The sequence below is a fragment of the Streptomyces sp. NPDC059142 genome, assembly GCF_042755665.1.
GTDB lineage: Bacteria > Actinomycetota > Actinomycetes > Streptomycetales > Streptomycetaceae > Streptomyces.
Window position 1 is genome coordinate 14475 of record NZ_JBHZDA010000008.1, and the last position, 17315, is coordinate 31789.

Here is a 17315-nt window from a genome sequence, read left to right on the forward strand (position 1 = left end):
CACGACATATAAACCCGCCAAAGTGCCCGTGGGCCCGGGCCCCCCCCCCGGCTGGGGGGGGTCGCCCGCCCGCAAAGGGCCCGGCCGGGGTTACCTGGGGGGGGGGGGTGTCGGGCCCCCCCGCGCGTGGGTCCCGGGCTGCCCCCCCGCGGGGTTGCCGCCCGCCCGGGGCCGTCCTCGACGTGATCATCGGTTAACGTCATCACGGTCGAGAGGAGACGTACAGACCATGGCCGAGGACCGCGAGCACCCGCCACTGATCCCGGATCAGCGACGTGAACAACTCCTGAGGCACCTGCGGCGCGACGGTGTGCTCAGCGTGCAGCAGATCACCCGGCTGCTCGGCGTCTCCCACATGACCGTACGCCGGGACATCGCCGAACTGGAGCGCAAGGGACTGGTGTTCTCCGTCCCCGGCGGTGTGCGCATCGCCAGCACCATCACCAGCGAACCCGGTTTCCTCCACAAGTCCGAGGTGGAGCAGCCGCAGAAGCGGGCCATGGCGGAGGAGGCGGCCCGTCTCGTGCAGGAGGGGATGACCGTCTACCTGGACGCGGGCACCACCCTGCTCGCCATGGCGCCCGCGCTGGCCAGGATGACCGGCCTGACCGTGGTCACCAACGACTTCACCACCATCGGGCAGCTCATGTCCGCCCCGCACCTGGACCTGGTGCACGTCGGCGGCCTGGTCGACGTCTCCAACCGCTCCAGCGTGGGCCGCCTCGCCGCCAACACCCTGCGGGACCTGGCCCTGGACATCGCCTTCGTCAGCACCAGCTCCTGGGACCTGCTGCGCGGTGTCACGACCCCCTCCGAGTCGAAGGTGGAGGTCAAGCAGGCCGCGATGGCCTCCGCCGCCCACTCGGTGCTCGTCGCCGGATCCTCCAAGTACGGTACGTTCGGCCGGTACCGGGTCGCGCCGCTCTCCGCCTTCGACACTATCGTCACCGACGCCGACCTCACCGACGCCGCCGCCGAGGGCATCCGTACCGGAGGCTCCTCGCTGGCACTGGCCCGTTCCTGAGACAGGCCGCCGCCGGGGTCACGCCGGGGTGATGTCCCGGCCCGGCATCGGCTCCGCGAGCGCCGCCCGCCACGCGGGCGCGCCGAAGGGGTCCGCGAAGTACTGGGTCTCGTGCACCACCTGCCCGTCGGTGAACTCCATGACGCTCACCGAGCGGCTGGGCACACCGTCGTAGGTGATGACGCACTCGCTCACCCACAGATCCCCGCCGCCGACGATCCGCCGGACCGCGAAGTGCCGGTCGGCGGGGTGCCCGCCGCGCTGCGCCGAGATCGCCGCGCGGCCCCGGAACCGCTCGCCCGACTGCGGATAGTCGAGGATCGCGTCCGGGGCGTAGACGGCGTGCTCCGCCTCGGTGTCGCCCTGCTCCGACGCCCGCCAGTGCTCCTCGATCGCCGCTCTGGTCCGCGTGTCAGGATCCATCGCGCTGTCCCTTCTGCGGGCGGCCGGAGCGTCCGGGGCCCTGGCCGTGGAAGGTCGGGGGGAGAGGGGGCCAGCGTAGACGGCCCGGTGACGGGCGTGCGGAACGACCCGCGTCAGAACGGCTGCCAGATCCGGGCGAGTGCTTCCGCGGTGAGGACCTGATCGGGGCGGCCCTGTCCCGCCAGACGTCCCTCGTGGAGTACGAGGCAGGTGTCCGAGGCGCGCGCCGCCTCCAGATCGTGCGTGGCCTGGACGACCGTCACCCCGTCGGCGACGAGTTCGAGGAGCAGGGCGCCGATGCGCTGTCTGGCCTCCGGGTCCAGCCCCGTGGTCGGCTCGTCGAGCAGCAGCAGGTCGGACTCCTGGGCCAGCCCCTGGGCGATCAGGGCGCGTTGACGCTGGCCGCCCGACAGCTCGCCCAGTTGGCGTGCGGCGAGAGCGCCGACACCGAGCCGGTCCAGCGCGTGGTCCACCGTGGCGTGGTCGCGCCGGGTCAGCCGGCGCCAGGGGCCGCGTGCGCCCCAGCGCCCCATCTCCACCGTCTGCCGGACGGTCAGCGGCAGTGTGTCGCCCACGGCCGTGCGCTGGGGGACGAAGGCGGGCGCCAGCTCCCCGTCGTGGTGGAGCTCCCCCGATGTCGGACGGATCACACCGGCAAGGACGCCGAGCAGGGTCGACTTCCCGCTGCCGTTCGGGCCGACCAGCGCCGTCATGGCGGATCCCGGTATTCCGGCGCCGAGTTGACGCAGGACGGGACGGCCGGGATATCCGGCACACAAAGCGGCGAATCGGACGCGCGGTGTGCGGCCCGGCGGCGGGGAGGTCGGAGGGGTCGGTGTTTTGAACATGATTTTCATTGTAGTGTGCGGGTCATGGAGTGGTTGACGGCCCCGTTCGAGGTCACGTTCGTACAGCGAGCCCTGTGGGGCGGAATCCTGGTGTCCGCGATCTGCGCGCCGGCCGGGACCTGGGTGGTGCTCAGGGGGATGGCCTTCCTCGGCGACGCCATGTCCCACGGGCTGCTGCCGGGGGTCGCGCTGGCCGCGCTCCTCGGCGGCAACCTGATGGTGGGCGCGATGCTGAGCGCCGCCGTCATGACGGCGGGCGTCACCGCGCTCGGCAGGGCTCCGAAGCTGTCCCAGGACACCGGGATCGGGCTGCTGTTCGTCGGTATGCTCTCGCTCGGCGTGATCATCGTGTCGCGCTCGCAGTCCTTCGCGGTGGACCTGACCGGATTCCTCTTCGGCGACGTCCTCGCCGTACGCCGACAGGACCTGTACCTGCTGGCGGTGGCCCTGCTGCTGGCGCTGACCGTCTCGGTCCTCGGCCACCGGGCCTTCCTGGCCCTGGCGTTCGACCCCCGCAAGGCCACGACCCTCGGGCTGCGTCCGCGGCTCGCCCACGCCGTACTGCTGGGGCTGCTGGGCCTCGCGATCGTCGCCTCGTTCCACATCGTGGGGACGCTGCTCGTCCTCGGCCTGCTCATCGCGCCGCCCGCCGCCGCGCTGCCCTGGGCGCGCGGTGTCCGCGGGGTCATGGTGCTCGCCGCGCTCATCGGCGTCACCGCCACCTTCGGCGGCCTGCTGCTCTCGTGGCATCTGGGCACCGCCGCCGGGGCGACCGTCGCGGCCCTCGCCGTCGGCCTGTTCTTCCTCTCCCACGGGGCATCCGGCCTCCTCCGCCGCCGCGCCACTCCGCCCGTTCCCGCCCACGAAGTCAACTGAAGGAAACCTGAGGCGATGGCCCCCACCGTCCGAAGAAACGTCACTCCGCGGGCCGCGGCCGCCCTGCTGCTCCCCGCGCTGCTCGCCACGGGCTGTACCGGAGAGGGCGGCGACGACCCCCGGCCGGCGGCGCGTTCCTCCTCCGCCACCCCGCACGGGTATGTCGAAGGCGCGCAGGAGGCCGCCGAACAGCAGTCCCGCCTGGTTCTCAACGACCCCGACAGCGGGCACACCCGCGTCCTCGACCTCACCAGCGGCGCGATACGGAAGACCGCGCGGGTGGAGGGCGCCGTCCGGCTCGACACGGACGGACGGTTCGGCTACCTCCACACCGCCGGGTCCACCCATGTGCTCGACAGCGGTGCCTGGACCGTCGACCACGGCGACCACGTCCACTACTACCGGGCTGCGATACGCGACATCGGCGACCTCCCGGCTGGCCGGGCGGCGCGGGCACGCGGCGACATCGCGGTGACCGCGCTGACCGACGGGAGCGGCCGCGTCGCCCTCCACGACCGGAGCCAACTGGAGAAGGGCAGCACCGCGTCGCCGCGGACGCTGCCGGGTACCTACACGGGACCCGTCGTACCGTACGCCGAGCACCTGCTGGTCTTCACCGGGAAGGGCCCCACCGCGCGGCCCGCCGTACTCGACCGGACGGGCCGGCGCGTCGCCGCCCCGGAGGCGGAGTGCGCGGACCCCCGGGGCGAGGCCGTCACCCGGCGCGGAGCGGTGGTGACGTGCGCCGACGGCGCCCTGCTCGTCCGTGAGCGGGGCGGCACCTTCACCACCGAGAAGATCCCGTACGGCGAGGACGTCCCCGAGGAACAGCGGGCCACGGAGCTGAGCCTGCGCCCCGGCAGCGACACCCTCACCGCCCCCGCGGGGAAGGACGCCGTGTGGGTCCTCGACGTGACCGAGCGGACCTGGACCCGGGTGCGGACCGGGCCCGTCGTCGCCGCCAACACCGCGGGGGAGGGCTCACCACTGCTGGTCCTGGAGACCGACGGCGCGCTGCACGGCTACGACACCGCCACCGGCAAGCACATCGCCCGAACCGCACGGCTGCTGACGGGTGACCAGCCGGCGGACGCCGGGGCCACCGCACCCGTGATCGAGGTCGACCGCAGCCGCGCCTACGTCAACGACCCCGACGGCAAAAGGGTGTTCGAGATCGACTACAACGACGGACTGCGCGTCGCGCGCTCCTTCGACCTGGACATCGAGCCGGCCCTGATGGCGGAGACGGGCCGATGAGGGCGGCGCGCCGCGCACGGATACGGACCCGGCTGCGCAGCCTGCTCATGGGCCTGCTCGCCCTGGTCACAGCCGCGTCCGCCACCGCCTGCGGCACCGGGGGCGACCGGCCCAGGATCGTGGTCACCACGAACATCCTCGGCGACATCACCCGGCAGGTCGTCGGCGACGAGGCCGAGATCACCGTCCTGATGAAGCCGAACGCGGACCCGCACTCCTTCGGCCTGTCGGCCGCCCAGGCCGCCACCCTGGAACGCGCCGACCTGGTGGTCTTCAACGGTCTGGGCTTGGAGGAGAACGTACTGCGTCATGTGGACGCGGCCCGCGACTCCGGCGTCGCCACCTTCGAGGTGGGCAGGGCGGTCGGCCCGCTCACCTTCCGGGGGAGCGCCGACGGAGGCCCCGAGGACGGGGCGGGACAGCCCGACCCGCACTTCTGGACCGACCCGGACCGGGTACGGAAGGCCGCCGGTCTGATCGCCGGTCAGGTGATCGAGCACGTGAACGGGGTGGACGAGGCCGCGGTACGCGCCCACGCCGACCACTACGACACGGAGCTGGCGGACCTCACCACCTGGATGGAGAAGTCCTTCGACCGCGTCCCCGAGGACCACCGCGCCCTGGTGACCAACCACCATGTCTTCGGCTACCTCGCCGCTCGCTTCGGCTTCCGGGTGATCGGCGCGGTCATCCCCAGCGGCACCACCCTCGCCTCACCCAGCTCCTCCGACCTGCGCTCCCTCACCCTGGCCATGGAGGAGGCCGGCGTACGCACCGTGTTCGCCGACTCCTCGCAGCCCACCCGGCTGGCCGAGGTGCTCCGTACCGAACTGGGCGGCCGGGTCGCGGTCGTCGCGCTCCACTCGGAGTCGCTGACCGCGCGGGGCGAGGGCGCCGACACCTACCTGCGCATGATGCGCGCCAACACCACGGCCATGACCGACGGCCTCACCGCCGGCGCGACCGGCGGCTGACCTCCTCCACCCCCCCCGAACGCCCGGCCGGCCGGGCCGGGAACCGTCATGTACTCCACGCCGCCGACGCGCGGCCCGGAAAGGAACACACCGGTGAACACCTCGACACGCACCAGAGCCCTCACGGCCACGGCACTCACCCTCGCGGTGGCCACGGCCCTGACCGCCTGCGGAGGGGAGTCGACCTCGGCGGGCGCCCAGGCCACGACGAGCCCCACACCCGCGAAGACGGTCAAGGACCCGCTGGTCGCCACCTTCGACGGCGGCCTCTACGTCCTGGACGGCACGAGCCTCGAACTCGGCGGGACCATCGCCCTGCCCGGCTTCAACCGGGTCAGCCCCGCCGGGGACGACGACCACGTCATCGTCTCCACCGACAGCGGCTTCCGCGTCCTGAACGCCGCCGGGCAGAGCTTCACCGGCGTCGAGTACCGGGGAGCCAAGCCCGGCCATGTCGTCCGCCACGCGGGCAGGACCGCGCTGTTCACCGACGGCACCGGCGAGGTCAACGTGTTCGACCCCGCCGGCCTCGGCGGCGGCGAGAAGCCCGAGGGCCGTACCTACACCTCCGCCGAGGCGCACCACGGTGTCGCCGTCGAGCTGAAGAACGGCGAACTCCTCACCACGCTGGGCACCGAGGAGAAGCGCACGGGCGCGCTCGTACTGGACAGGAACAACAAGGAGATCAAGCGCGCCGAGAACTGCCCCGGCGTGCACGGCGAGGCGGCCGCCCGGAACGAGGCCGTCGCCGTCGGCTGCGAGGACGGCGTCCTGATCTACCGGGACGGCGAGTTCACCAAGGTCGACGCCCCCGACCCCTACGGCCGGATCGGCAACCAGGCGGGCAGCGACGCCTCGACGGTCGTCCTCGGCGACTACAAGACCGATCAGGAGGCGGAGCTGGAACGGCCGACCCGGATATCCCTCATCGACACCGCGACGGCGAAGCTGCGCCTGGTCGACCTGGGCACCAGCTACTCGTTCCGCTCGCTGGCCCGCGGCCCGGAGGGCGAGGCGCTCGTGCTCGGCACCGACGGCGCGATCCATGTGATTGACCCGGCGAGCGGCGCGATCGACAAGAAGATCCCCGCCGTGGGCGCGTGGCAGGAACCTCTGGACTGGCAGCAGGCCAGGCCCACCCTCTTCGTCCGCGGCGGCACCGCCTACGTCTCCGAACCCGGGAAGAAGGCCCTGCACGCCATCGACCTCGCAACCGGCAGGAAGACCGGCTCCGTGACCCTGCCGAAGAGCACCAACGAACTGTCGGGCGTCGTCGCGGGACACTGACCCGCACACCGTCCCTGCGGCCGGCGGGCCGCAGGGGCTCCTGCCCTGGTCCGCGCGGCCCGACCGGTCACTCTCCGGTGGTCACGGGCGCACCAGTACCTTCAGGGCCTCGCGGTCGTTCATCGCCCGGTAGCCCTCGGCGATGTCCTCCAGGGCGACGGTGCGGTCGAAGACCCGGCCGGGTCTGATCGCGCCGTCGAGGATGTGGGGCATCAGCTCCTCGATATAGGCGCGGGCGGGGGCGACACCGCCCGTGAGGGTGATGTTGCGCAGGAAGTCGCCGAAACCGAAGGGGACTTCGGAGAACTGCGGCGCGCCGACGCGGCTGATCGTGCCGCCGGGGCGGACCACGCCGAGGCTCTGTGTCAGCGCGTCCTTGAGGCCCACGCATTCGAGGACCTTACGGGTGCCCTCGCCGCCGGTCAGCTCGTGGACCCGGGCGACGCCCTCGTCGCCGCGCTCGGAGACCACGTCGGTGGCGCCGAAGGCGCGTCCCAGGTCGGTACGTGCGGTGTGCCGGCCCATCAGGATGATCCGCTCGGCTCCCAGCAGCCCGGCGGAGATCACGGCGGCCAGGCCGACCGCGCCGTCGCCGACGACCGTGACGCTGTCGCCGCGTACGACTCCGGCGGTGCGGGCGGCGTGGTAGCCGGTGCACAGGATGTCGGAGAGCGTCAGCAGATCGGGCAGAAGCTCGGAGTCCTCACCGACCGGCAGCTTGACGAGGGTGCCGTCGGCGTACGGGACACGCGCGGCCTGACCCTGGCCGCCGTCGACACCGTCCACGCCCCACTGCCCGCCGTGCGGACACGAGGTGTGCAGTCCCTCGCGGCAGTACACACAGGTGTTGTCGGCGTAGACGAACGGCGCCACGACCAGGTCGCCGGGGACCAGACCGCGTACCTCGGAGCCGGTCTCCTCGACCACGCCGAGGAATTCGTGCCCCATCTGCCGCGGCCGGTCGGTGGGCGGCAGCGACTTGTACGGCCACAGGTCGCTGCCGCAGACGCAGGACAGCACGATCCGTACGATCGCGTCGGTGGGGCGGTGGATCTCCGGGGCGGCGACGTCCTCGACGCGTACGTCGCCGGCCGCGTACAGCAGGGTGGCTCGCATGGGCGCTGCTCCTCAAGGTGCGTTCAGGGGGTCAGGGTTCAGGGGTTCAGGGGTTCAGGGTCACGGTGCCGAGCCGGCTGACCACGGCCGGGTCGCGGTGGTCGAAGAAGAGCGACGCACCGGTGTCCATGGCGGCGACGGCCGCCATCTGGTCGTCGGTGAGCGTGAAGTCGAAGACGTCGAGGTTCTCCGCCATCCGTTCGGGGCGCACCGACTTGGGGATGACGACGACGCCGCGCTGGATGAGCCAGCGCAGCACGATGCCACGGACTTGCCGTACGCGTCGGCGATCCTGCCCAGCCGGGGGTCCGAGAAGAGATCGTTGCGGCCCTCGGCGAAGGGGCCCCACGACTCGATCCGCACCCCGCGCTCGCGCATCAGCTCCTGGTCCGCCACGCGCTGGAAGAACGGGTGGGTCTCGATCTGGTCGACCGCGGGGGTGATCTCGTTGTGGTCGATGAGGTCCACCAGCCGGTCCGGGTGGAAGTTGGAGACCCCGATCGCCCGGATCAGACCCTCGCGGTGCAGGCTCTCCATGGCCCGCCAGGCGCCGTGGACGTCGCCGAAGGGCTGGTGGATCAGATACAGGTCGAGCCGGTCCAGGCCGAGCTTGCGCAGCGAGGTGGCGAACGCGCGCTTCGTCCTCTCCTCGCCGGCGTCGGAGACCCACAGTTTCGTCGTGACGAACAGGTCCTCGCGCGGGACGCCGCTGTTCCTGATCGCGCGGCCGACGGCTTCCTCGTTGCCGTAGGCGGCGGCGGTGTCGAGGGACCGGTATCCGGCGGCCAGGGCGCTGCCGACCGCCTGTTCGGTCTCCTCCGGCGGGATCCGGTAGACACCGAAGCCGAGGACCGGCATCTCGACGCCGTTGTTGAGGGTGACGTTCTCCATGGTGGTTCCTCGCTGTGGGACGGGTACGGCTGTCGGGGGTCAGCGTTCGAGCAGCCGCCGGGCGACTTCCGGGTGGGTCTCCCCGGCCGCCGAGGGCAGGCTGCCGAGCGTGGCGATCTGCTCGGCGGTCAGCCGGAGCCGGTCGGCGGCGGTGTTCTCCTCGACGCGGTGGACCCGCTTGGTGCCGGGGATGGGAGCGATGTCGTCGCCCTGGGCCAGCAGCCAGGCCAGCGCGACCTGCGCCGGGGTGGCGCCCGCGTCGGCGGCGACCGCCTGCACCGCGTCGGCGATCCGGAGGTTGCGCCGGAAGTTCTCGCCGGTGAAGCGCGGATTGCCGTACCGGAAGTCGCCCTCGGTGAACTCCTCGGTGGAGCGGATCGTGCCGGTCAGGAAGCCGTGCCCGAGCGGGGAGAAGGGCACCAGGCCGATGTTCAGCTCACGCAGCACCGGCAGGACCCGCTCCTCCAGGCCGCGGGTCCACAGCGAGTACTCCGACTGGACGGCGGTGACCGGGTGGACGGCGTGGGCGCGGCGGATGGTGTCAGGACCCGCCTCCGACAGACCGAAGAAGCGGACCTTGCCCTCGGCGATCAGCTCGGCCACGGCACCTGCGGTCTCCTCGACCGGGGTGTCCGGGTCGACGCGGTGCTGGTAGTACAGGTCGATGTGGTCGGTGCCCAGCCGCTTCAGGGAGCCTTCGACGGCGGTACGGATATTGGCCGGGGAGGAGTCCAGGTTCCAGGCCCCGGGCCCGCTCCCGGCCACGGCTCCGGCCCCGGCGTGGGAGACGAGGCCGAACTTCGTCGCCAGCACCACCTCGTCACGGCGGCCCTTCAGCGCCCGCCCGATCAGCTCCTCGTTGGCGTAGGGCCCGTAGATCTCGGCGGTGTCGATGTGCGTGACACCCAGCTCCAGGGCGCGGTGCAGGGTACGGACGGACTCCGCCTCGTCGGTCCCGGAGTCCGTGTAGCCGTGGGACATGCCCATCGCGCCCAGACCGATACGGGAGACCTCCAGGTCACCCAGGTTGATGTGCTGCATTTTCCGTCACCTCTCGTCGGTTGTCGCCTCGCCCGGCGGGCCCGGCCCGGAGGGGTCTGCGTAGACGTACCCGCCGGGCGGGAGGGTGTCCCGCCGCTACTCCGTGTGCGGGCTCGTCGCGACACCGTCCACCCTGCCGCCGTACGCCCGGAACAGGCAGGCCGGGATGGGCCGGGGAGTGACCAGCGGGGGTGTGCCAGGGCCCCTCTCGGGGGGCGTGTCACGGTGGCGGCGGAGAGAGACTGGACCCATGGCATCCGAGCAGCACACCGGCGAGGAACTGGGCCGCTTCCTGCGCGCCCGCCGCACCGGGACCAGCCCGCGCAGCGTCGGACTGACCCCAGGGCCGGGGGTACGCCGTACCCCCGGCCTGCGCCGTGAGGAGCTGGCCACCCTCGCCGGGGTCAGCATCGACTACTACACCCGTCTGGAGCGCGGCAAGGAGACCCGGCCCAGCCCCGCCGTCATCGACGCGCTCGCCCGCGCGCTCACCCTGGACGAGGCCGAACACCAGCATCTGCGCGACCTCGCGGTACGCGCCGCCCGCTACGCGCCCCGGTCGGCCCCGGCCCCCGGCCGTACCGTGCGCCCCGAGCTGAGGCTGCTGCTGGAAGCCGTACGGCCGAACCCCGCCTATGTCGTCAGCCGGAGCATGGACCTCCTCGCCCACAACCCCGGCGGCCTCGCCCTCTACGCCGGGATCGCCGACTGGCCCGCCGGGCGTCGCAACCTCGCCCGCTATCTCTTCCTCCACCCGGCCGCCCGCGGGATCTTCCCCGACTGGGACAACCAGATCCGCGGCTGTGTCGCCCGGCTGCGCGCCCTGGCAGGCACCGCCCCCGACGCCCCCGACCTCACCCACCTGGTGGGTGAACTCCTCCTCAAGAGCCCCGACTTCGCCGGGCTGTGGGAGCGGTACGAGGTCACCGGCCGCCGGCACACCACCAAGACCTTCCAGCACCCCCAGGTCGGCAGGATCACCCTGGCCTTCCAGGGCATGGACCTCGAAGGCACCCCCGGCCAGCGCATGGGCGTCTACACCGCGGAGCCGGGCACGCCCGACCACGACGCGATGCTGCTGCTCGACATGGCCGCCACGCCCGCCGAGCCGAAACCGTCCACGCCCCGGGGATGACGGGCGCCGCCGCTGCCCGGCCGGTGTCAGGTCAGCCGTCGCCGTCGGGCGGCGCCGCCCGATGGAGGTGTTCGGCGAGCGCGGCGGTCGCCGGGGCGCTGTCCTTGGCGCCCCAGGCCAGCAGATGACGGCGGCGGGCCCAGGGGTCCCGCAGTTCGCATACGTCCAGGGGCTGGTCGGGGTCGAGGGCGCGGCGCGGCACGACGGCGAGGCCGATGCCGGCGGCGGCGAGCGCGATGAGGACATTGATGTGCGCGACCGTGGTGCGGTAGCGCGCCACCGGCGCCTTGGGCCCGAGGCGCATCTCGATCCAGCGGCGCAGCGAGGAGTCCGGGTCGAGCCCGACGAGGGGATGCTCGGCGACCTCGCCGTACGCCACCGCCTTCCGCCCGGCGAGGATCCCCCCGGCCTGGCCGACGACGACGAGGGAGTCGTCGCCGAGGGGCTCCATGCGCAGGCCGACGCCGAGGGCCTCGTCGTCGTCGACGACGATCCCCAGGTCCGCCTCGCCGTCCGCGAGCATGCGTACGGTGCGGGGCGTACGGCTCTCGGAGACCGTGACGTCGACGTCCGGGTGGGCGCGGAGGAACGGGACCAGGGCGGCGGGTACGAGCCGGTGCATCGCGGAACCGCCGCTCAGCAGGGTCAGCGGAGCGGTCGGGGACCGGGTGTAGCTCGTCACGGCGCTTTCGAGCCGCGCGGTCTGGGCGAGCACCTCGCGCGCGTGGCGGGCCAGGGTCGCCCCCGCGGGCGTGGGCCGCACACCCCGGCGTTCGCGGATCAGCAGCGCCACCCCGGCGTGGTGCTCCAGCGAGCGCACCCGGGCACTGGCCGAGGGCAGGCTCAGATGCATCCGGCGGGCACCCGCCGTGATCGATCCCTCCGTCACCGTGTGGAGAAAGAGCCGCAGGTCGTCCAAGTCGTAGCGCACCCACTCAGCCTAAGTCCCGGCCGTAGGCAGGCTGCGGTGATGACGCATTGTGTCCCGGCCGGTCACAGGGTGATGCTCGTCGGGTGTCCGAGACTTCACATGTCCTGGCTACCGGCGCCGCCGGAGCCCTGAAAGCCGGCGTCGCCATGGGACGCCCCGAGCCCCCGGGGCGTCCCGGCCGGTCGCGTCCCCCTCGCCGGGAGCGGCGGACACTTCGGCGGTGCCGTAGGCACGAGGGCGCCCAGCGGCGGAGCCGGGGCCGACGGACATGACCGGGGACGACCGGGAAGCCCCCGCCGCGTATACGGATGCCCCCGCCGCGAACACGGAAGCCCCAGCCGTTCGCACGGATGCCCCCGTGCCGTACACGGACGCGGCACGCGCGCGGCTCGTGATGGCCTACGACGCGTGCGAACTGGCCGAACTCGCCCGCGCCGCCGTCCCGATCGGTGAGCGCGAACTGAACTCCGACGGCACCATCCGTTCGCCGGGGGCCGTGCTGGCCGACGCCGCCCAACTGCTCGCGCTCGCGCAGCGGTTCTTCGAGGCCGCGGCCGTGTACGAACGTACCGGCGGCGCGGGCTGGCAGCTCGTCGGCGACATCCTGAACGTACCCGCGCGCACCGCGCACGCACGGTTCGCGCGGGCCGAGGCCGAGTTCCGACAGGGGCTCCGCCCCTCCGGAGGGACCGGCGCCGCCGACGGCGGCGAACGGGACTGGCTGCGGAGGTACATGGCCGAGGAGCCGCTGGAGACGGCCCTCGACCTCGACGACTGGGTGCTGCGCCACCAGGCCGCCGAAGGCGGGTGCGGTGCCACCGGCGTCACAGCCGCCTCCGGCGCCGCACCCGTCCCTGGCGCCGCACCTGTCTCCGGCGCCGCACCCGTCTCCGGCGGCCTGGCCCGCAAGGCGGTGCGAGGGGCTACTCGGGCCGCGGGGTCTCCCGGGCCCGCGCCTGGTGCCGGCGGGCCTTGAGCCGGTTCCCGCAGACCTTCATCGAGCACCACCGCCCGGTGTTGGCGCGGCTGCGGTCCAGGAGGAAGAGTCGGCATTCGGGGTTCTCGCACGGCCGCAGCCGGCCGGGCATGCGCTCCTCGGTATCCGCCCAGGCCAGTACGAGTTCCACGGCCAGCCGGCGCTCCGGCGGCGCCTCCAGATCCCATACGACACCGGTCGCGCCGAGCCGCGGGACTCTGCGCACGTCCGCGAGGACCCCGCGCAGCCGGGTCCGCGCCGACGGGTCCGTGTGCACCTCCTGGAGCGCGTCCCGGGCGGCGCGCAGCCACCGGCGCTCCTCCCCGTCGCCGCCGAGCCCCCCGTGCTCCCGCGCCCATCCGTCCAGCGCGCAGTCGTCACCCCACCGGTCCTGGCAGTGGCCCTCCACCACGGGGGTGCTGTTCAGCGCCTCCATCAGGGCCTGGTCGTCCAGCACGGACCCCACCTCTTCCGCTAACCCCATCAAGTCATTTGACAGGTTACCCCAGGAGGGTTCTACTGGACAGCGAGAAATAACTGTCACAAGCCACCGAAGGGGTTAGCCATGGCCGAGGTCCTTCACCAGTACGCGACCGTGCGGGGACACCGTGTCTTCTACCGCGAGGCAGGGCCCCGCGAGGCGCCCACGCTCGTCCTCCTGCACGGCTTCCCGTCCAGCTCACGCATGTTCCGCCACCTCATCCCGGCGCTGGCCGACCGGTTCCATGTGATCGCCCCGGACCACCTCGGCTTCGGCAACTCCGACGCGCCGCCCGTGGACACGTTCACCTACACCTTCGACTCCCTGACCGACATCACCGAAGCCCTGCTGGCCCGGCTCGGCATCGCCCGCTACGCCCTGTACGTCCAGGACTACGGGGCCCCGGTCGGCTGGCGGCTGGCGCTGCGCGCCCCGGACGCGATCACCGCGGTGATCACGCAGAACGGCAACGCCTACGAGGACGGCTTCGTACCGGACTTCTGGAAGCCCGTCTGGGCGTACGGCGAGAACCCGGGGCCCGGGACCGAACCCGCCGTCCGTGCCGCCCTCTCGCTCGACGCCATCCGCTGGCAGTACCTGCACGGGGTCGACCGGCCCGAACTGGTCGATCCCGACACGTGGGCCGCCGACCACCGCGAGGTCAACCGGCCGGGCAACGACCTCGTCCAGCTCGCCCTGTTCCGCGACTACACCGCCAACCGGCCCCTCTACCCCGAGGTGCACGCCTACTTCAGGGAGCGCCGGGTGCCGCTCCTCGCGGTCTGGGGCGCGGGCGACGAGATCTTCGGCCCCGACGGAGCACGCGCCTTCGCGCGGGACCTGCCGGACGCGGAGATCCATCTGGTCCCCGGGGGCGGGCACTTCCTGCTCGAAAGCCATCTGGACACCGTGGCCGGGTATGTCCGCGGATTCCTGACCGCCACCGCCACCGCCACCGCGTCCTCGGCGTGACGGGCGCGGGGCGATTGTCAGTGGTGGCGCATACGGTCTGACCAGTGGGACCGGCCGGACAGGCGGCGGGTCCGCCCTGGGGAGGGAACTGCCATGTCTACGGGATCCACCACGACCTATCTGGAGCTGTCGATGGAGGGCGGGGGCGCCCACAAGTTCTACGAAGTGGCCGTCGACGGAGTGGTGGTGACGGTGCGCTACGGGCGGATCGGCGCGGACGGACAGACCCAGACGACGACCTTCCCCACGGTGGAGAAGGCCGGCGCCGCCGCGGCGAAGAAGGTGGGCGAGAAGATCCGCAAGGGATACGCCCCGGCCGTCCGGGGGCAGCGCGCCGCACGTGCGGTGACCCGGCGCCAGGTGGCCTCGGCCCCGTCCACCGCGCGCTCCTCGGCCCCCGTGCTGTGGCGGTTCCGTACCGGATCGTCGGCGTTCGGTATCCATGTCGACGCGGAGCACTGCTGGGTCGGCAACCAGGCGGGCGATGTGTACACCCTGGACCACGAGGGCAACACGCTCGCCCGGTTCAGCCTGCCGGACGGCGTGAAGTGCCTGGTCGCCGACGACTTCTGGATCTACGCCGGATGCGACGACGGCAAGGTGTACGACCTGTCCTCCAAGCTGCCCTTCGCCGCCTACGACATCGCGGCGGACGTCGACATCTTCTGGCTGGACATCCACGAGGGCGTGCTGGACGTCTCGGACCGCGAGGGCCGGCTCACGGTCATCGACCACGAGGACGAGCACCAGTGGTCCCGCCGCAGCCAGGGCGAGCACGCCTGGATGGTCCGCGCCGACGACCGGGCCGTCTACCACGGCCACGGACGGGGCGTGACGGCGTACGCGCCCGACGGCGGCCAGGAGTTGTGGCACACGCCCACCCGCGGCGGGGTCCTGTTCGGCTGGCAGGAGGACGACGTCGTGTACGCGGGTACGGCGCACCGGGTGGTCCAGAGGCTGTCGAAGCGCACGGGCGCGATCGAGGCCACCTACGCGTGCGACAGCGCGGTGTACTCGTGCGCCACCTCTCCCGGCGGCCGGTTCGTCTTCGCGGGGGACTCGTCGTCGTCCGTCTACTGCTTCGACCAGGACGGCACGCGCCTGTGGAAGCTCGGCACGGGCGGCGGGTCCGCGCTGTCCATGCAGTACCGGGACGAGCGGCTTTATCTGGTGACCACGGACGGCTCGCTGGTGTGCGTGGACGCGAGCGAGGCGGCCGTCGCCGAGGCCCAGCGGGGGACGGTGCCGGTGGCGCGGGACGTCAAGCTCGCCGCGGCGCTGCCGACCTACGAGCCGGCCACGGCCGCGGGCGCGGTCGCCACCGTCGCCCAGGCCCCGGCGGGATCGGTCGTCGTGGAGTGCGTCGGCGAGGCGGGACGCGTCCGGGTCCATGTGGTGTCCGAGGGGTACGACCGGACGCTGAACGTCCAGTTCCCGCGTGCGATACGGGAGCCGGGGGCGCGCTACGTCGTGGACTCCCTGCACGCGGCGGCCGGCGGTTTCTACCGGGTCCGCGGGGACATCCGGCGGCTGGTCTGAGACAGCCGCGCCACCGGCCGGCCGCCCCGGGGACCGAGGGGCGGCGGGCGGCTGTCCGGTCAGGGCTCCGCCGCCCGCGAGCGTCGGGGTGACGCGTCGCCCCAAAGCGTGACGTGGGCCGCATGTCGCCCGGGGGAGCCGCCCCGAAAGAAATTCCCGTGCCGCGGAAGACTCGCAAATTCCTTAGCTTTGGCCGTGCTTGCATGGCTGCGACGAGGACGGCTCGTGAGCGCAGCCATGCGTCTCGTGCTCCTGCGGTGGACGACGTTCTGGCCGCCGGCCTGAGCGCGACAGCACGCACTGGGTGTCGATCAGTCCGCCCCGCGGGTGCGGGCTCCCGCCCGACCGGTCCTCACCGTGGCGGTGGAAAGAGGGAAGATGTCCAAGCGTGCACTAATCACCGGAATCACCGGACAGGACGGCTCGTACCTGGCCGAACACCTTCTGGGCCAGGGCTACCAGGTCTGGGGGCTGTGCCGGGGACAGGCGAACCCCCGGAAGGACCGGATAGCCAAGCTCATCCCCGGACTGTCCTTCGTGGACGGCGACCTGATGGACCAGGGCAGCCTGGTGTCGGCCGTGGACCTGGTCCAGCCCGACGAGGTCTACAACCTGGGCGCCATCTCGTTCGTACCGATGTCCTGGCAGCAGCCCGAGCTGGTCACCGAGGTGAACGGCACCGGCGTGCTGCGCATGCTGGAGGCCGTCCGTATCGTCTCGGGCCTCAGCAAGTCCACCGGCAGCACCGGAGGCGGCCAGATCCGCTTCTACCAGGCGTCGTCCTCCGAGATGTTCGGACAGGTGGCGGAGAGCCCGCAGCGGGAGACCACCTTCCTGCACCCGCGCAGCCCCTACGGGGTGGCGAAGACCTTCGGCCACTACATCACCCGCAACTACCGTGAGTCGTACGGGATGTACGGAGTCTCCGGCATCCTCTTCAACCACGAGTCCCCGCGCCGGGGCGCCGAGTTCGTGACCCGCAAGATCTCCCTGGCGGTCGCGCAGATCAAGCTCGGCATGATGGACAAGCTGAGCCTCGGCAACCTCGACGCCCAGCGCGACTGGGGCTTCGCCGGCGATTACGTGCGCGCCATGCACCTGATGCTCCAGCAGGAGGAGCCCGGCGACTACGTGGTGGGCACCGGCGCCATGCACAGCGTCAAGGACGCGGCCCGCATCGCGTTCGAGCACGTCGGTCTCGACTGGGAGGAGCACGTGGTCGTCGACCCGAACCTGGTCCGCCCCGCCGAGGTCGAGACCCTGTGCGCGGACCCCTCCGAGGCCCGCAAGGAGCTGGGCTGGGAGCCCGAGGTCGACTTCGAGCAGCTCATGCGCATGATGGTCGAGTCGGACCTGCGCCAGGCGTCCCGCGAGCGTGACTACAGCCGTCTGCTGTCCACCGTCACCTGGTAGGAGCCCGTACCGGCATCCGCCCCGGTTCCGAGGAGGGCGGGCCCGCGGCCCCCCGGCGGGGGGCGCCGCCGCGGTGCGGCGCCCCCCCGCCCCCGCCCCCACCCACGGAGAGACACACAAACAGGCGCCGA

16 protein-coding genes and 1 pseudogene are annotated in these 17315 nt (G+C 72.4%); 10 read left to right on the forward strand and 7 right to left on the reverse strand.

Going from position 1 to position 17315, the window contains the following annotated elements:
• The first annotated feature begins 229 nt into the window (after positions 1–229).
• Positions 230–1024, forward strand: coding sequence for a DeoR/GlpR family DNA-binding transcription regulator (locus ACFXPK_RS05405; RefSeq protein WP_384997196.1), 795 nt, complete (start codon positions 230–232; stop codon positions 1022–1024).
• 18 nt (positions 1025–1042) lie between these two features.
• Here ACFXPK_RS05405 and ACFXPK_RS05410 read toward each other — a convergent pair whose 3' ends face one another.
• Both ACFXPK_RS05410 and aztA read right to left on the reverse strand, forming a co-directional pair.
• On the reverse strand, positions 1043–1447 hold the full coding sequence (locus ACFXPK_RS05410) for a nuclear transport factor 2 family protein (RefSeq protein ID WP_384997195.1): 405 nt from the start codon (positions 1445–1447) through the stop codon (positions 1043–1045).
• Positions 1448–1560: 113 nt separating this feature from the next.
• Positions 1561–2304, reverse strand: a complete 744-nt coding sequence (gene aztA, locus ACFXPK_RS05415; RefSeq protein WP_385071899.1) for a zinc ABC transporter ATP-binding protein AztA — start codon at positions 2302–2304, stop codon at positions 1561–1563.
• A gap of 15 nt (positions 2305–2319) precedes the next feature.
• Here aztA and aztB point away from each other — a divergent pair, with 15 nt between their 5' ends.
• The 4 genes from aztB to aztD all read left to right on the forward strand — a co-directional run bounded on the left by aztB (position 2320) and on the right by aztD (position 6689).
• Complete coding sequence (gene aztB / locus ACFXPK_RS05420; RefSeq protein ID WP_384997191.1) at positions 2320–3171, forward strand: zinc ABC transporter permease AztB; 852 nt, start codon at positions 2320–2322, stop codon at positions 3169–3171.
• 15 nt (positions 3172–3186) lie between these two features.
• Positions 3187–4428 (forward strand): hypothetical protein, encoded by a 1242-nt coding sequence (locus tag ACFXPK_RS05425; RefSeq protein WP_385071902.1) that lies wholly within the window; start codon positions 3187–3189, stop codon positions 4426–4428.
• The gene (gene aztC / locus ACFXPK_RS05430; RefSeq protein WP_384997187.1) at positions 4425–5402 is read left to right on the forward strand and encodes a zinc ABC transporter substrate-binding protein AztC; all 978 of its coding nucleotides are present in this window, start codon (positions 4425–4427) and stop codon (positions 5400–5402) included. Before ACFXPK_RS05425 ends, aztC begins: the two co-directional genes overlap by 4 nt.
• A 93-nt stretch (positions 5403–5495) precedes the next feature.
• Positions 5496–6689 carry a zinc metallochaperone AztD gene (gene aztD / locus ACFXPK_RS05435; RefSeq protein WP_385071905.1) on the forward strand — a complete coding sequence of 398 codons (1194 nt, stop codon included), beginning with the start codon at positions 5496–5498 and terminating at the stop codon, positions 6687–6689.
• A gap of 81 nt (positions 6690–6770) precedes the next feature.
• Here the strand turns inward: aztD and ACFXPK_RS05440 are convergent, their stop codons facing one another.
• The 3 genes and pseudogenes from ACFXPK_RS05440 to ACFXPK_RS05450 form a co-directional block, all read right to left on the reverse strand.
• Positions 6771–7805: a zinc-binding dehydrogenase gene (locus tag ACFXPK_RS05440; protein WP_385071907.1), complete on the reverse strand. Its 1035-nt coding sequence runs from the start codon at positions 7803–7805 to the stop codon at positions 6771–6773.
• A gap of 46 nt (positions 7806–7851) precedes the next feature.
• Positions 7852–8696: pseudogene (locus ACFXPK_RS05445) on the reverse strand (aldo/keto reductase).
• A 39-nt stretch (positions 8697–8735) separates the two neighbouring features.
• Positions 8736–9737 carry an aldo/keto reductase gene (locus ACFXPK_RS05450; protein ID WP_385071910.1) on the reverse strand — a complete coding sequence of 334 codons (1002 nt, stop codon included), beginning with the start codon at positions 9735–9737 and terminating at the stop codon, positions 8736–8738.
• A gap of 250 nt (positions 9738–9987) precedes the next feature.
• On the opposite strand from ACFXPK_RS05450, the gene ACFXPK_RS05455 reads away from it, so the two are divergent.
• Positions 9988–10872, forward strand: a complete 885-nt coding sequence (locus ACFXPK_RS05455; RefSeq protein WP_385071912.1) for a helix-turn-helix transcriptional regulator — start codon at positions 9988–9990, stop codon at positions 10870–10872.
• Between the two features lie 31 nt (positions 10873–10903).
• Here the strand turns inward: ACFXPK_RS05455 and ACFXPK_RS05460 are convergent, their stop codons facing one another.
• Positions 10904–11803, reverse strand: coding sequence for a LysR family transcriptional regulator (locus ACFXPK_RS05460; RefSeq protein WP_385071915.1), 900 nt, complete (start codon positions 11801–11803; stop codon positions 10904–10906).
• A gap of 358 nt (positions 11804–12161) precedes the next feature.
• On the opposite strand from ACFXPK_RS05460, the gene ACFXPK_RS05465 reads away from it, so the two are divergent.
• A complete protein-coding gene (locus tag ACFXPK_RS05465; protein ID WP_385071918.1) occupies positions 12162–12779 on the forward strand; it encodes a hypothetical protein in 618 nt (205 codons plus the stop codon).
• Here the strand turns inward: ACFXPK_RS05465 and ACFXPK_RS05470 are convergent.
• On the reverse strand, positions 12727–13263 hold the full coding sequence (locus ACFXPK_RS05470; protein ID WP_385071921.1) for a CGNR zinc finger domain-containing protein: 537 nt from the start codon (positions 13261–13263) through the stop codon (positions 12727–12729). The genes ACFXPK_RS05465 and ACFXPK_RS05470 overlap by 53 nt on opposite strands.
• An 81-nt stretch (positions 13264–13344) precedes the next feature.
• On the opposite strand from ACFXPK_RS05470, the gene ACFXPK_RS05475 reads away from it, so the two are divergent.
• The 3 genes from ACFXPK_RS05475 to ACFXPK_RS05485 all read left to right on the forward strand — a co-directional run bounded on the left by ACFXPK_RS05475 (position 13345) and on the right by ACFXPK_RS05485 (position 17184).
• Positions 13345–14232, forward strand: coding sequence for an alpha/beta fold hydrolase (locus ACFXPK_RS05475; protein WP_385071924.1), 888 nt, complete (start codon positions 13345–13347; stop codon positions 14230–14232).
• A gap of 93 nt (positions 14233–14325) precedes the next feature.
• Positions 14326–15771: a WGR domain-containing protein gene (locus ACFXPK_RS05480; protein WP_385004413.1), complete on the forward strand. Its 1446-nt coding sequence runs from the start codon at positions 14326–14328 to the stop codon at positions 15769–15771.
• A 378-nt stretch (positions 15772–16149) separates the two neighbouring features.
• A complete protein-coding gene (locus ACFXPK_RS05485) occupies positions 16150–17184 on the forward strand; it encodes a GDP-mannose 4,6-dehydratase (protein ID WP_385071928.1) in 1035 nt (344 codons plus the stop codon).
• Positions 17185–17315: the final 131 nt, after the last annotated feature.

Coding starts and splice junctions, on each gene's coding strand:
- ACFXPK_RS05455 (WP_385071912.1), top strand. CDS start 9,988: ATGGCATCCGAGCAGCACACCGGCGAGGAACTGGGCCGCTTCCTGCGC.
- ACFXPK_RS05485 (WP_385071928.1), top strand. CDS start 16,150: ATGTCCAAGCGTGCACTAATCACCGGAATCACCGGACAGGACGGCTCG.
- ACFXPK_RS05475 (WP_385071924.1), top strand. CDS start 13,345: ATGGCCGAGGTCCTTCACCAGTACGCGACCGTGCGGGGACACCGTGTC.
- ACFXPK_RS05480 (WP_385004413.1), top strand. CDS start 14,326: ATGTCTACGGGATCCACCACGACCTATCTGGAGCTGTCGATGGAGGGC.
- aztC (WP_384997187.1), top strand. CDS start 4,425: ATGAGGGCGGCGCGCCGCGCACGGATACGGACCCGGCTGCGCAGCCTG.
- ACFXPK_RS05440 (WP_385071907.1), bottom strand. CDS start 7,805: ATGCGAGCCACCCTGCTGTACGCGGCCGGCGACGTACGCGTCGAGGAC.
- ACFXPK_RS05410 (WP_384997195.1), bottom strand. CDS start 1,447: ATGGATCCTGACACGCGGACCAGAGCGGCGATCGAGGAGCACTGGCGG.
- aztA (WP_385071899.1), bottom strand. CDS start 2,304: ATGAAAATCATGTTCAAAACACCGACCCCTCCGACCTCCCCGCCGCCG.
- ACFXPK_RS05470 (WP_385071921.1), bottom strand. CDS start 13,263: ATGGGGTTAGCGGAAGAGGTGGGGTCCGTGCTGGACGACCAGGCCCTG.
- ACFXPK_RS05405 (WP_384997196.1), top strand. CDS start 230: ATGGCCGAGGACCGCGAGCACCCGCCACTGATCCCGGATCAGCGACGT.
- ACFXPK_RS05450 (WP_385071910.1), bottom strand. CDS start 9,737: ATGCAGCACATCAACCTGGGTGACCTGGAGGTCTCCCGTATCGGTCTG.
- aztB (WP_384997191.1), top strand. CDS start 2,320: ATGGAGTGGTTGACGGCCCCGTTCGAGGTCACGTTCGTACAGCGAGCC.
- ACFXPK_RS05425 (WP_385071902.1), top strand. CDS start 3,187: ATGGCCCCCACCGTCCGAAGAAACGTCACTCCGCGGGCCGCGGCCGCC.